The sequence below is a fragment of the Ulvibacterium marinum genome, from assembly GCF_003626755.1.
Lineage (GTDB): Bacteria > Bacteroidota > Bacteroidia > Flavobacteriales > Flavobacteriaceae > Ulvibacterium > Ulvibacterium marinum.
Window position 1 is genome coordinate 698,052 of sequence record NZ_RBCJ01000003.1, and the last position, 14,269, is coordinate 712,320.

The 14,269-nt window shown below is 37.4% G+C and carries 11 protein-coding genes and 1 other RNA gene; 2 read left to right on the top strand and 10 right to left on the bottom strand.

Features of this window, described 5'->3' with window-relative positions:
- Positions 1–105 precede the first annotated feature (105 nt).
- The 7 genes from D7Z94_RS16065 to D7Z94_RS16105 form a co-directional block, all read right to left on the bottom strand.
- On the bottom strand, positions 106–513 hold the full coding sequence (locus tag D7Z94_RS16065; protein ID WP_120712600.1) for a hypothetical protein: 408 nt from the start codon (positions 511–513) through the stop codon (positions 106–108).
- A gap of 232 nt (positions 514–745) precedes the next feature.
- A complete protein-coding gene (locus tag D7Z94_RS16075; RefSeq protein WP_120712602.1) occupies positions 746–1,741 on the bottom strand; it encodes a hypothetical protein in 996 nt (331 codons plus the stop codon).
- Between the two features lie 979 nt (positions 1,742–2,720).
- A complete protein-coding gene (locus D7Z94_RS16085; RefSeq protein WP_120712604.1) occupies positions 2,721–2,921 on the bottom strand; it encodes a GIY-YIG nuclease family protein in 201 nt (66 codons plus the stop codon).
- Positions 2,922–3,213: 292 nt separating this feature from the next.
- A complete protein-coding gene (locus D7Z94_RS16090; RefSeq protein ID WP_120712605.1) occupies positions 3,214–4,176 on the bottom strand; it encodes a HipA domain-containing protein in 963 nt (320 codons plus the stop codon).
- Positions 4,173–4,487: a HipA N-terminal domain-containing protein gene (locus D7Z94_RS16095; protein WP_120712606.1), complete on the bottom strand. Its 315-nt coding sequence runs from the start codon at positions 4,485–4,487 to the stop codon at positions 4,173–4,175. The genes D7Z94_RS16090 and D7Z94_RS16095 overlap by 4 nt, the downstream gene beginning before the upstream one ends.
- On the bottom strand, positions 4,459–4,701 hold the full coding sequence (locus tag D7Z94_RS16100; RefSeq protein WP_120712607.1) for a helix-turn-helix transcriptional regulator: 243 nt from the start codon (positions 4,699–4,701) through the stop codon (positions 4,459–4,461). Before D7Z94_RS16100 ends, D7Z94_RS16095 begins: the two co-directional genes overlap by 29 nt.
- Before the next feature lie 165 nt (positions 4,702–4,866).
- The gene (locus D7Z94_RS16105; RefSeq protein WP_245967226.1) at positions 4,867–5,373 is read right to left on the bottom strand and encodes a hypothetical protein; all 507 of its coding nucleotides are present in this window, start codon (positions 5,371–5,373) and stop codon (positions 4,867–4,869) included.
- A 1,052-nt stretch (positions 5,374–6,425) separates the two neighbouring features.
- On the opposite strand from D7Z94_RS16105, the gene D7Z94_RS16115 reads away from it, so the two are divergent.
- Positions 6,426–9,503 (top strand): metallophosphoesterase family protein, encoded by a 3,078-nt coding sequence (locus D7Z94_RS16115; RefSeq protein WP_120712609.1) that lies wholly within the window; start codon positions 6,426–6,428, stop codon positions 9,501–9,503.
- A gap of 24 nt (positions 9,504–9,527) precedes the next feature.
- Here the strand turns inward: D7Z94_RS16115 and D7Z94_RS16120 are convergent, their stop codons facing one another.
- Together D7Z94_RS16120 and ssrA are read right to left on the bottom strand one after the other, a co-directional pair.
- Entirely contained in the window at positions 9,528–10,748 is a 1,221-nt protein-coding gene (locus D7Z94_RS16120) for a site-specific integrase (protein WP_120712610.1), read from the bottom strand.
- A 235-nt stretch (positions 10,749–10,983) separates the two neighbouring features.
- Positions 10,984–11,382, bottom strand: a transfer-messenger RNA (tmRNA) gene (ssrA, locus tag D7Z94_RS16125).
- 345 nt (positions 11,383–11,727) lie between these two features.
- Here ssrA and D7Z94_RS16130 point away from each other — a divergent pair.
- Positions 11,728–12,939, top strand: coding sequence for an NAD(P)-dependent oxidoreductase (locus D7Z94_RS16130; RefSeq protein WP_120712611.1), 1,212 nt, complete (start codon positions 11,728–11,730; stop codon positions 12,937–12,939).
- Between the two features lie 152 nt (positions 12,940–13,091).
- Here D7Z94_RS16130 and D7Z94_RS16135 read toward each other — a convergent pair whose 3' ends face one another.
- Positions 13,092–14,213, bottom strand: coding sequence for an Sb-PDE family phosphodiesterase (locus D7Z94_RS16135; RefSeq protein ID WP_120712612.1), 1,122 nt, complete (start codon positions 14,211–14,213; stop codon positions 13,092–13,094).
- Positions 14,214–14,269 lie beyond the last annotated feature (56 nt).

Genomic DNA, 14,269 nt, shown 5'->3' on the forward strand with positions numbered 1-14,269 from the left:
AAAAACTTTGATTCCATGCTTTAGGCGTATAGCAACTTTAGACTAACAAACTTTTCTTTTGTGCTCAAACACCCCGTTCCAAGTCCCGGTGCGGGGTGTTACCAACTAAAATAAATACTTTTCTATAAGGAACACGATAATACCAGCTACTACCATTATTATCAAAGTCAACCACCAACTAAGTTTTTTGTTTTTATTCCATTGTTGTGTAAAATTATTTACTCCATAATTGGTTCCAACATGTATATTAGTTCCTTCAACTCTAATGGAAGAAGAATCATCAACTACAGTAAAATTGTAACCTGAATCAACGAGTCTCTGACCTTTTTCAGTATACTCATATGTGTTGGTTGGTCTCCCGGTCCTAGGATTAATTCTTTTCTGAATATAGCCCAAAGCTTTAGCACGTCGAATGTCATTACGCAAATCTTCAGGAGTATCTTTTGTAATTGTAATCGTTGCACGGTTTTCCATCATCTGTAAAACTCTTTCTAGTCTTCTATCCTGTGCCATCCTTTTTGATAAAATCAGCTTTGCCTGTTCGGAATATGGAATTTAAAAAACCTAACGATTAAGATTATTGCAACTATTGGATATAATAAAAAACGTAACGGTATCGTATCCGTGAGTATTATTTTTCTAAATCCGCCTATTTGTCCAATAGTATACTCCTGAATCAATATTAAGACTGCCATGACAACAGAAAAACTGGCAGTTAAAGATATTATGTTAAGTATTCTATTCATCAATCTTTGTCAATTTCTTTTAAAACATCTATCAATTCTTGCGGATCCTTAATTTTTAAAGATTTGGAATGTTTCTCCAACAGTTTTTTCTTGGTCTGAATTTTACTATTTGTCCTTAGGAAGGACCTTATCTTCTCAATAATTCCATCAGTTTTCATGTTTAGGGTTAAATCATCCCTAATCTTCAATTCAAATCCACCACCCGCTAATGCTACAAAAATAATACCAATTATTAAGATTCCTCCTACAGCGTAACCAGCTAATTCTATAAAACCCGGAGACTGAATAGCAAGTTTAACTTCGAATTCATCTGAGTTATAGTCCAGGCCCTCTTCTTTGCAGAATTCATCAAAAAGGTCCAGTGTTAAACTCCCTACCTCAAACACACTTCTGGCTTTAACATCCTCCGTAGCTTCAACCTTAAGTACTATATGGGCTTCATCCGCTTTGATAAAAAATGTATTTACTATCTTATCAATATGGCTGCTGTAGTCCTCGGCACTTGTTATTGTATGATGGGAAAACATTAGCTTATATAAATTCGGATCTAAAACATCTCTCGGAACTGTTTTTAAATAGCTTATTTTTTTTCGTTTGATATATGGACAATCGTACTTGTCATTTAAATCAGTAAAAACTGGAGTCTGCTTTACTTCCACAAACGCTATTTCCTCAGAGTTTTCACTCGGAATAAGAACTATATCGTTTTTTTTGATCTCATAGGTGAATTTCAAAAGCTGTTTGGCAGTATGACCAGGTCTCTTTTCGACTTCGTCGTAAACCTGCTTAATTTTTTCCTTTAAGATTTGTACCCCTGTTTCATCTTTAGTTTTTCCTTTTTCTATATCCTTTAGAGAAATTCTATTATATCCGATAGCGATGAAATCTCCTCTAAGAAAAGAATCATAATATTTCCCACCATCAGCCCTTACCAACCAATATTTACGATTTTCCCTTACTCTAGGAAGTTTATTAATAATTTCTTCAATTGTCATACTAATAATTAAGTTTGGTTATGTGATAATTAAAGAAAATTAAGACAATTTGCACTAATTCAAAGGGTTGTACATAGAAAAAATAATCTTTTAAGATAAATTGAAGAAAACCCATTGATTGAATGAGGTTTTCATTTGCCAAAAGTAAGGTTTTTATTGGGATATTTCCATAAATTTGGAATATGGCCAAATATGTATATGTATTCCATGAATGTAAGAGTATTAGAAAACTAATTCTCGAAATCGGGCTATATGAGTACTATTCCAATCTTGAAAGGATGGGCTACGGTAATCAAAAACCTGCTGGCAAGACTTTTTACCTAGAAGCAAATCTTGACTGTATCTTTTTGTGCTATCGTTATCCGTCTGGGCTAAACATAAAGATAATGAATCGAGGAAGGGTTGGGAATTGAAAAAGTCCTAAATTGAGATTGACAAGAAAAAGACATTTACGGCAAGAATTACCAATAACTTTGTTTTCTCCTAATTTATTGGTTACAATTTCCTTTCTAGTAATACCAATCTATTGAAACTTTTTAGATTTCAACACAATATTGTAAGTTATCAACTGTACAATTGTTTAATAATTGTTAAAACCTCGATAGTCAAAAACGCTTAAACCAGAGATTGTTAGCTTATTTTTACAGGAGAATATTATGAAGGAGTCGAGTTTCAAAAGCTTAACGCTCCGGTTTGAGAGGTCCAAACTCTCAATTGTTTGGCCTTTGATCCTTTGGTCGGGTGTCCAAAGCCCGACCCCTTCTTTTTCAAAATTACCCAATTAATCGCTACTTTCCTTAGTGACTTACTAACAAATACCTTTATCAACAAGTTAGATAAGTGTTATTACGATTGGATTTTAGTAATATTTATGAACGATAAGCTTTGTCACCAATTTTGTCACCTTCTTCCAAAAACAAAAATATACTATTGATTTTCAATAATATATAATTTAGGTAGTAGAGGCGGTACATCTCTCCTATTCTTTAGTACCACTAAGTCCCTCACTCATCATAACAAATCCGGTCTCGAATCCCCCTACTGGTGTGGTAATATAGGATTTTATGGGGGTTGTACTATTTTCCGTTTCAAAGCGATCTATTTCTTTGACCTTTTTGAATGCGACATGTCCCAGATACTTGGCATGTGACTTGGTGAATGCATTTATTTTTGAAACCATGGCTATGGCATAATTTCAAAAATCTTTGGATTTGTTATGTTGTTTAATACGCTCCAAGCAGTCTTCCGCTTCACCAATGTATACAAAGGGTTTGGCTTTCTCATTGGATTACTCAAAAAGAAAATAAAGGCCCACATTTTTCAATTCATCACGGGTAGCTATATATTCTAATTTGTTCCTTGGTACGAGAACAGCTTTAAAAACGAGATTGGTAATTTCGGCGATTTTTATGCTTCTTGGCGAACCGTCTGATAGAAAAAATTGAATGGTTTGTGGCCTGGTCATACGTATGCTATGATTTTTCTTTGGTCATATTAGTGATTAAAAAGTTCATTCTTTCACCGATTAAACTCCTAAATAGACTTTTTTGATTATCGTCCAAAAAACTAGTATCAATAAGATCAGGCCACTTTTTTGCACCATCCACAATTCTTGCCCATAAGTTTTCGATGGCCTTTTTTGGTATCCGGACTTTTTCCATAGCGGTGTCAAAGTCGGTTTTGGTCAGTTTTCTTTTTTTACCGTTCAGGGTAAGTGCCAATTCCTCGGGGTCGTCAGGTAAAAGTAGTTGAGCAGCAATCATATCGTAAGCCGGAGCAAGTGAATATGATTTTCCGTCATATGAAATTAGGGAGAAGTTTTTTAGATGCATATCGTTGTTACCCATCAAAAAGGATATGATAACCCGTTCATAGAAGCGAACTACATCAAATAACGGATTCTTCGAGAAGGCTATTATGCCTTTTGCAATTTGCTCATAGGAACCACGGTATTTATGTTCTGTCAAACGTCCGGTAAATTGACATGCATCTTCCATGGCAAATTTATCTCCTTTAGCATTTCTGTCTATTCTTCGTGTCAAATAGGCCAGATGACCATCCTTTAGTTGAATTAACAAAAAAGGAACTGTGTCAATTCCACATGCTTTTGCCATTAACATTGACAATGCTTCTATTTCTGGCATTTGTGGATATTCTGAATGGGGAGGCTTTAAAATATACCTGCCATTTAATGCACCAACTATGGTCAACCTGGGATTATTTTCTTTGGTAAACCCCAAAGAGAGTTTTGGTTGTACCCCAGTTACTATGACTCGTTGGGCTACATTTTCTTTAGCCAGATCTTCAATTTGGGATAATTCATAATCCAATTGAAATACCGGTTCATCCTCTTGCCAAAACGCTTTTAGGCAATCAGGATGATATAATTCATCTTCGGGAGAAAGTGGTTTTTGGCAGGCTAGGCAGTTACTCATTTTTCCAATACGCTTATGTTGCCGATACAATCTTTACAGGTGGCCAATAAAAGCCCTATACGGTCACGCGGATTTAGTTTCCAATTCTTGTGGGCAATGTCCAATAACCATCCCTCTGGAACCAATCCATCAAAAAATGAAAACAGGAAATCTGAATGAAATTCTCTCTCTTGCAAAGGCAATGTTAGGGAAACGGGAATTGCATTTTCCTTTTCCAAATACGCTGGTGAGTAGCTAAAATGATAGCCTTCCTCGTCCTCGACCAATATGCCCGCTAAGTCTTTATGTACCCAAATCTCTCCTTGTCTCATCACTTATTGGTGTTGGTGTTAACTCATGCCCAAAGAATAGCAGTACTTGATTGACTTTGTCGGTCATCAAATTGGGTTTTCCTTGTTCCAGTTCACGGACAAACCGAAGTCCAACTCCAGTAGTATCTGAAAGTTCAACTTGGGTAAGGTTAAGCTCTTTTCTTCTTTGCCGAGTAAATTGAGCAATAGGATTATGCCTGTTCCATGTTTCCATTGCTATACCTTTTAGGGTATAATATAGACTAAATTATTTTAATTATACCTTTTCAGGTGTAAAATAGACAAAAAATTTGAATTTATACCTTTTAGGGTATAAAAAAGTACCTAATTCTTTATTTATACCTTTATGGGTATATTAAATATTTTTAGATTGACTTACTTATGACAGGGAAATAGAAAAACGCTTTTCCAACTCTTTGACAGCGATATTTCTTTCTCTGGCTCTTCCTACGCGCAGGGCATCAGCGAGTGCTAATAATTCATGAAGTTTAGCATCTTCTAAACAGGCTTTGGGAACATTGCGGTGTAAGGGCTCAATGGCAAATCCACGATTTGAACCTAGGGCATAGGGCCAAACATAGTCTTGTTCACTTTGAATGACTTCATTGAGTGGGGGAGCACTGTGGGAAGTCAGCACCCCTCTGACAGAAGAAGAAGGCTGTTCAGGATATACGTAGCGAAGTCCATATTTCAAAAAATCAAGGAGGGCCGCTTTAAAAACTTGCTTTTTGTCTCCCGAAACAAGGCCTGCTATTTTGCTTCGGTTTAAGGATTCGCTGACCTCACTTTGACTTATGTATAATTCATTGGCCAAGTCCTTGTTGAACCATGGTTTATCACCCTTGGCTATAATCTTAAGTAGAATGACCACATCATGTGGTCGCATACCATTATGTTTTTTCATAAGATTGATTTGCAATTCGCGAATCGCGATATGCGAATCTACAATAATTTTTGAAAATACCCACAAACCAATACACACCATACCTCATTTCACTTGGATGGAGTGCATTGATTCTTTCTATCCGGACACAACCCAAGTTTCTTTGAAATTGGGTTAAGTCCTATTGCTGAACATAAAAGACCGCTAATTAGCCATTTTGATGTTAATTCATATCAAATGGATTCACTCTATATGTATTATAACCTCTTTCGCTGTGAATTTTTAGGATACATAAAATCTGTTATTTTTTATTGGGATTTAATAGGTACAGAAAGCACATCGTGTTTACATTTTTAAGCGAGCTTTTGCGAGTGAAAAATGTACAGCAAGAGGGTAACACGCTAAAGCGATGTTACGTACATTATTCGGTTGATTATCAGTTATTTGTATTTTTTGAATAATTTGATGTCGTTACAAGTTTATTGAAAAACAGCTTGTAAGGCCTATAAACATTGAAAAAGTTTATTGTAAAATAGTTGCAACGGAAAAATCTGATTTTGTAAATGTCTGACAATCAAAGTATTGGATTTTAATCCAAAATGGCCTAAAATTATTTTTGCGCCAAAAACCTTGGAAACCCCTATAAACATTGAAAAATTTTGATACAAAAAAATATTATTTGCTTCGATCTGTTGATGTTTGGGCAACTATTTTTCGCAAATTTAATTTGATGTCATTTGGTGCTGTTTAAAGAGTACGGCGAAAGATGAAGTTGTTTCGTAAATTTAATTGAGACATACGAAGTGCGCCCTATTTCAATTTTATTTACCCGCCTTTGGCGGGCTGACGCTTATCTACCAGAACGCTATAAAATCGAAACAGGATCCGGCGCAGGTTAGTTATGGTAAGACTTGGGACAATAAAAGCTGATAGTTCAATTGAGGTGTTAAGAATATTCCGAATCAAAAGAACGATAATAGAACTTTTCTTACTAAATTTCTGGTAGATTACGCCGTTTATTTTCTTCGTTTTTCATTCTACATATATTTAACCGAATGCAAATTTTACATTTAACCGATTACCATTTTACCAAATCTGGTCCTAAATCAATTCAGAAACAAAAGGACTTGGTGGAATCAGTATTGAAAACCATTAAAGATTTAGATTTTGATTTCGTCGTATTTTCTGGAGATTTGGTTTTTAACGGAGCAGAATCAACATGGTTTCAGGAAGCATACGAATCATTGATTGCCCCTGTTCTTGAATTAAAGAATATGAACGCTTCAAAAGTATTCTTTTGTCAGGGGAATCATGATGTTGATCGGTCTAAGATTAGAAAACCGTTTATAAAATATCTTGATGAAGAAATTAAAGGTGAAGAAGATTTAAATAGCTTTTCAGATTTTGGAAATAAGGATTTTACCGATACTCTAGAAATGTCAAAAAACTATTTTGATTTTGTTTCAAATCTTGATTTTCCAAAAGATGACGTGTTTAATGAAATGTATACTGTTCATAGAAGAGTATCGGGAAAATTTAATTTGGGTATTGTAACTATTAATTCTTCATGGAGGTCCACTGGAGAGGATGAAAATCAACTTTTATTTCCTACCAAGTTTATTTATGAAGCTTTAAGTAAGATAGAAGGAGTTGACAAAAAAATTCTTATTCATCACCACCCTTTAAATTTTTTGAAGTCATCAAATCAATATGTTTTAGAAGATATTGTACACAACAAATTTGACATTACCTTATTTGGTCACATTCATAAGTCAATTACGTCCTTGGATTTCACACCAAAAACGGGTTTAATAAAAATAATTTCTCCCGCTTCATTAAAAAGTCATCAAGGGGGAGAAATAGGGTTTTCTTTGATAAATTTTGATTTTGACGAATCCAGGTTTAAAGTTGACACATTTTTATATGACGAGAGAAATAGCTTTTTTTATAAACGTCCTGATGAGGTGTGGTACGAGATTCCGGAAGATGAAATAACAAAAAAACAAAATTCCCTTAGAAGAACATTCCGAAAAGTTTTGATAAGAGAAAAGGAACATGCCAAGGATTTGTTTGTATCATTTGGAGAGGAAAATAAGGAGTTTACGGATATTTTTGTTTCGCCCGTACTAAAAAAGCACAATTTCGGACAAAATAGGACTGAAGTAAGTGCAATCAGCTTAGACGAATTAACCAAAGATGATAGAAGTTATTTGATTTTCGGAGATGATAAATGTGGGAAAACCTCGCTTTTAAAAAAAATCCAAATAGAATTACTCCAAAATTATGAGTACTTGCAATCAATTCCTTTCCTTGTTGATTTTAGAGTTACACAATCAATATTGTCTAAAGATGCTTTTGAGAAAAAGTTTAGAAGATACTATGATTTAAATACTAATACTGCTAGAGAATTGCTGGAAAGCAAAAATTTATTCTTATTACTGGATAATTTTGATCTTTCAGATAAGAATCATGCTGATTCGGTAAAGTACTTAATTGAGAATTATCCTTCATGCAAGATTGTAGGAACAAGTGCAAAAGGAACTGAATTTCTAATAAAATCTCCTGGACTTGATGACAAAAGATTTATTCCATTAAAATTTGAGAGTTTAAGAAAGAAGCAAGTTCGGGCCTTAACCAAGAAATGGACACCATTAGACACTCATAAAACTGAGGAAGTGGTTACAAAAATAAGCTCAATTTTTAAACAACTTTCTATACCATTCAACTTTTGGACCGTTTCACTTTTTATCTGGGTGTTCAAAAAGAGTGGTGAAAAAAGTATCCAAAACAATGTTGGATTGGTGAATCTTTATATTGAATCATTGCTCGAAAGGGAAAACTTAATAAAATCTAATGCGAGCTTTGATTATGATAAATATCTGAAATTACTAAGTCATTTGGCATATCATTTATTGGTAAATCATCATAAAAGTACTTACAGTGCCCCAGAGCTTGAAATTCTTAATTTCATTGGGGAGTATTTACTCCAAAATCCAAGAAACAAAAAGGTTAGTGCTATGGATGTTTGGAGTTATCTAAAAGAGAGAGGAATATTTAAAAAAGTAGATGATGATAACTACAGTTTCAGGCTCAACGGGGTTTTTGAGTATTTCCTAGGATATCACATGAAGGTCGATTCTAATTTTAAAAAGCATGTATTAGAAAACGACGAATTGTATATAACGTTTAAAAATGAGTTTGAAATTTACGCTGGTTTATCAAGGGATGATGAAGTTTTTCTCGATTCTATTGTTGAAAAATCCGAGAAAATATTCCAATCACTGAACAGTGAATTTGATGGAATGTCGTTGGATAAATCCCTTAAGGATAGAGCAAGTATACTTCCTAATTACGAAAGAAAGATGTTGGAGCTTTCTCGTAAGACAAGATCACTGACCTTTGAAGAGCTTGACGAACTGGATGAATTGGCCAATGAACTGGATATTGATACCCAAATTATCGAAGGAGTAAAGCAAAAACAGGCGATTGAATTGAATCAAGAGGATGTTAGTGTTTTGGATAATGCTTTGTTTATTCTAGGAAGGGTCTTTAGAAATGTGGATGAAATAAATTCTGAGAAAAAAGTAAAGGATGTTTTTAATTATTATATAAAAACAGTTTGTCAATGGGGTTTGAGAATAATTGATACTACAAAGGCCATTGATTTCCAAACCAAGGTAGAAACGGAAGATGAAATTGAACTTTTATATGATTTGGCTCAAAAAATGATTCCTTTTCTTGTTCAATCCAATGCTTCAAATCATATAATTCATAAAAATTTGGAAGGAGTTATTCAAGACAGAATTTCCTTTCTAAAGAAAAACAACGGAGGTAGGGATAATCAGTTTGAGCTATTCGTTCTACTTTTCATGCTAGTTGACCTGAATCTAAAAGCAAATCAGGAATTTATAAAAGAGGCTGCCGACTTAATAACAATTCCCGTTTTGCGCTTTGCTGTGCTGTTGAAATTAAATGAATACTTGGTTTTTAAAACCAACGAGGATAGAGAATTGGAGAAGATGTTAAGTTCGGCAATTCAAAAACAACGACTTAAGATTGATAAAAAAACAGATGTTGGCTTGATACAACAAGAGTTGTCTGATCAAAAGAAAAGGAAAAGGCTAGGAAAATGATTGTGCTAAGGGATATCTGCTGTTTTAGGAGATAATCTTTAATTTCTTTTTTAAGATGTCCATATCCTCCATCACTTTCTTATCAATAATCTTGGCGTAATGCTGTGTGGTTCGCAAATTTTTATGACCCAACATTTTCCCTACCGTCTCGATAGGGACTCCGTTAGTCAGGGTAACCGTTGTGGCAAAAGTATGCCTGGCCAAATGCGTAGTGAGATTTTTCTTGATATCGCACCGATCCGCAATTTCCTTAAGGTAAGCGTTGGACTTTTGGTTGCTAAGTACTGGTATGATACGATTAGTATTAACCACTTTTGGATGGACTTGGTATTTCTCAATTATGCTCACGGCCTCTGGTAACAATGGAATCGTAAAACCAGTATCCGTTTTGGAACGCTTGGACTTAATAAAAAGGCTACCTTCCTTGTTTTCGTAAATGTCGTTCGGTGATAGATTCTGTACATCTACGTAAGCTAAACCTGTAAAACAACAGAATACGAACATATCCCTTACAATACCCAGGCGTTCACCCTTGATTTCCTTATCAATTAAGCTTTGTAGTTCCTCTTTGTTCAAAAACTCCCTTTCTACGGTTTTAAATTGCACCTTATAATTGTAAAAGGGATCTTTGGATATCCAATCATGGGCAACGGCCATCCGGATGATTTTTTTAAAGTTGTTTACGTATTTCAGTGCTGAGTTGTGATTGCAGTTCTTGGTTGCCTTCAAAAAGTATTCAAAGCCTTTAATGAACTTTAAATCAACATTTCTGACCGGTACATCTTCCTTTAGATACTCGGCTTTTACATATTCCGACAAATGATTTTTGGTTGTCTGGTATCTTTTATAAGTACCTAAGGCGAATTCTACATCTATCAATTTTTCCATTTGCTGATTATGTTCTTCAAAGAGCTCAAGCAGCATTTTGAATTTCTTGTCTTTGTGTAGATACGCATTCTTAATGTCTATGGAAGTATAGGGCTCATCAGCGGCAATAAACTTTTCCTGTATAACTTTTATCCGATGCCGTACCGTATGCATTAGCCGATTCAATTCTTGAATTTCCGCACTCCAGCCTTTTAATTTATCGCCTTTAAACTTCCATTTAGAGGGTAAGATTTTACGGTTAAGGCTTATCTCACTTCGCTTCCCATTTACTGTTATTCTGGCATATATAGCAGCTTTGCCATGTTTATCAAGGCGATATTCTTTAATGTAGAATAATATTGCAAAGGTAGAAGGCACCGATTACCAATTTTTTGTTCAAATAAATGTACAAAAAATAAAATAAACTACATTTGTAATTAGATAATAATGAGTAGATTACATAAAAATAGGTGAGCAAATTGTAAATTTAAAAATAGGGCACCTATTTGTGTTAATTTGATATGATTTTAAATGATATCATTTGAATATAAATAAAATAAAAAACCTGTAAATCAGTAATTTACAGGTTTAATGGTGTGAAATGGTGCCATTTTAGTGGAGCCGGAGGGAGTCGAACCCTCGTCCAAACAAGCAATAACCATGCTTTCTACATGCTTAGGATCTGATTAGTTTTCGATGTACACCTGACCAGAAACCGCCCAATGTACACTTAGCTTCTTTAGATTTTAGAGACGGTGCCGAAGCTACACCCTCCTTATGTTGACTTTTATGGTGCCCCGGAACGAATCGCCATCAACAAGGGCTATTCAGGGACATCTCGCTTCTCCGCCTAGCGGAGACGAGGCTAAATCCTACTATAATTCAGATTAAGCGGCAAGAGCGTAATTAGATTCGCCATTTAAAAATGTGAAATATGAGATTTACGAGCTATATCCCAGCGCTCGGCATGCTTACATCGCCATTGGTCTCGCTGTCAAAACCGGTCGGCCCCATAATGAGTTAGGTAAGCTTTGCTTACCGTTAACGAATTATGCCCTGAGTCTGTCTGCCGATAGGGACGGCATAGTCGAAGGGCCTATTCTCTTCATTGTTTTTTCAAAGAACAAATATTTAATCGGCGTTCCCTGCCCTAGGACAGGTCGGGCCATCACGGGTACACGCCTGCCTGCCGTCAGGCGGGGTACTTGACTCTATCCCCGCCCGAACGTACAACTCAGTACGGGCGAGCCTAACGTGGCCCGCCTTCATTTTCATTTCGGCGGGCAGGGCAGCAAAGCTACTAAAAACTTTGCTATCGATATTATTCCGTGTATTTTAGGACAAAATTTGTACCAAAGTGAACCTCAAGTTTGGAATCATTAGAGAGCGGAAAAACCCTCCCGATCGGCGCGTGGTATTGCCTCCAAAGGCCTGCCAAAAAGTCCTATCCGCCCATGCTCATGCGCAACTTATTGTAGAACCTTCGCCCATCCGTGTTTTTACGGATGGAGAGTACCAAGAGGCCGGCATTGAAGTTTCTCCTGAAATGGAGGAGTGTGATGTATTGCTGGGTGTTAAGGAAGTGCCCATCGGTGCCCTCATTCCAAATAAAAAATACTTCTTCTTTTCCCATACCATCAAAAAACAACCCTACAATAGGGAATTATTGCAAGCTATTCTGGAAAAGAATATTGAACTGTATGATCATGAGGTCATTACCAATTCCAAGGGAACGCGATTGGTGGCTTTTGGCCGCTATGCGGGCATTGTAGGGGCTTACAATGGGCTTAGGGCCTATGGGCTTAAATCCGGTACGCACCGATTGCCGAAGGCCGAAACCTTGGTGGACCAACAGGCCTTGATAGCCGAGCTCAGAAAAATGACCTTGCCGAACATTAAAATCCTACTGACCGGAAAGGGTAGGGTAGGGAACGGAGCCAAGGAAATGTTGGACGGGATGCAGTTGCGGCAGGTAAGCGTAACGGAATACCTGAATCAGGACTTTGATGAGGCCGTCTATTGCCAGATCGATGTGCTGGACTATAACCAAAGGAAGGATGGAAGGCATCTGGGTGAACAGGACTTTTTCCAAAATCCGGAGGCGTATGAATCTACATTTATGCGGTTCGCCAAAGTGACCGACTTATATATTGCGGGCCATTTTTATGGGGATGGTGCCCCCTATCTTTATACCCGGGAAGATGTAAAACATCCCGATTTCAAGATCAAGGTGGTAGGGGATATCAGTTGCGATATCGATGGACCGGTAGCGACTACCTTACGGGCCTCTACCATAGCGGACCCCATCTATGGGTATGACCCCGAATCCGAATCCGAAACCGAGTACACCGACCCCGGTAGCATTGCCGTCATGGCCGTGGACAACCTACCGGCGGAACTGCCCAGGGACGCCAGTAACGGCTTTGGTGATGCCTTTGTAGAGGAGGTAATCCCGGCTTTTTTTAATGGCGATGCGGATGGTGTACTGCAACGCGCAAGGATGACCCAAAACGGTAAGCTTACGGAACGATACGCCTATCTACGGGACTATGTGGACGGGAAGGAGTAAGTGGTTTGTGGTTGACAGTTGTTAGTTGTCGGTTGTTTGTCAAAAGTATCTGCAAGTACAATACCAATTATTACTTAACGTTTACTTTCCGCCATTTTTTGTTTACCTGCTACGACCGCTGTCAACTGCCAACTACCAACTGTCAACAACCCTTACTCCACCTTAACTTCCCATTCCAGGACAGGCTGTGCCTTAGGGGCGGTAAAGCAACCCAACGCCTTTAATTTTAGATTGAGTTTATCCTTTATTTCCAAAGTTTTGACCAACAACTTTTTCGTAGTACCCGCCGCAATTTCAAATACCGGAGAGCTATCGTAAAAGGTATATTCCATTTGGTTTTCGAAAATCAGGTCGCTACTGGAATTGTTCTGAAGCTCTATTTCCAGAACTTGTGTATCGGGCATGTAGGCTGCTTTGGTCACCTCGATACTGGCTTCCAATAGGGGTTTTAGATAGGTTTCCCGTCCCACCAATAAATCGTTATAAACGGCTACGGTCCTACCGGCAAACAAAGCTTCTTTTGCACTTGACAGACTTTTTTCTTTGGCAAAGATTAGGGTTATAGGGCGGTGGTTCCCTTTTTCGGTATAATCCCAATCGATTAACCCATGGATGTCGCTGGTACCCATAACGGTGAGATTGTGCTCCAGGGCCAAAGCCAAGGCTTCCTGTGCATAATCCACGGAATTGATGACCTCAATGCCATGGAGTTCCCCTTTCTTGATCCGTTCCTTTTGGAAATCGCTTAGGATAGGGATACCCTGTGGACTTTGGGCATGCCATGCGGGATGGTTCCAAAAAGTAAAGGCATTCTGTTTTTTTGCCTGTGCAAAAGCATCCGCTGGTTTATCCTGTATGAGTTGGTTGGCATCTGTAATAAAAATGGCATTGCTATGGCCCACGGGTTCAGATCGTGTTATCTCGGAACCATGCGCAATGAGCAGCCCATGTTCCTGTGCTTCCTCCATGGCCTTTATCAATTCGTACGAACGATTCCGGTCTGGATGGGGAATATCCGCGGAGTGGGGTTGGTATTCCAAATGTTCCGTTAGTGATATCAGATCAAGATTTTCGCGTAAAGCCTCTAAAACCCGGATGGTAGGCCAAACATTACCGTCGGAGAAGACGGTGTGCTGATGTAAATCTGCCTTTAGGGTAACATAACCCTCTATATTAGGGTAGCTTAGCGGTTGGGCGCTGATGTGGGTGTGTGTTTGGGCATTGATCAAGGCCAAACCACAAAGGGTAAAAAGGAAGACGGTTATTTTTTTCATCTTGGGTCGGTTTTTTCAAAAGTAAGGGATTCCAAAGAATCCAAGTACTTAAACCA

Coding starts and splice junctions, on each gene's coding strand:
- D7Z94_RS16065 (WP_120712600.1), bottom strand. CDS start 513: ATGGCACAGGATAGAAGACTAGAAAGAGTTTTACAGATGATGGAAAAC.
- D7Z94_RS16075 (WP_120712602.1), bottom strand. CDS start 1,741: ATGACAATTGAAGAAATTATTAATAAACTTCCTAGAGTAAGGGAAAAT.
- D7Z94_RS16085 (WP_120712604.1), bottom strand. CDS start 2,921: ATGGTTTCAAAAATAAATGCATTCACCAAGTCACATGCCAAGTATCTG.
- D7Z94_RS16090 (WP_120712605.1), bottom strand. CDS start 4,176: ATGAGTAACTGCCTAGCCTGCCAAAAACCACTTTCTCCCGAAGATGAA.
- D7Z94_RS16095 (WP_120712606.1), bottom strand. CDS start 4,487: ATGAGACAAGGAGAGATTTGGGTACATAAAGACTTAGCGGGCATATTG.
- D7Z94_RS16100 (WP_120712607.1), bottom strand. CDS start 4,701: ATGGAAACATGGAACAGGCATAATCCTATTGCTCAATTTACTCGGCAA.
- D7Z94_RS16105 (WP_245967226.1), bottom strand. CDS start 5,373: ATGCGACCACATGATGTGGTCATTCTACTTAAGATTATAGCCAAGGGT.
- D7Z94_RS16115 (WP_120712609.1), top strand. CDS start 6,426: ATGCAAATTTTACATTTAACCGATTACCATTTTACCAAATCTGGTCCT.
- D7Z94_RS16135 (WP_120712612.1), bottom strand. CDS start 14,213: ATGAAAAAAATAACCGTCTTCCTTTTTACCCTTTGTGGTTTGGCCTTG.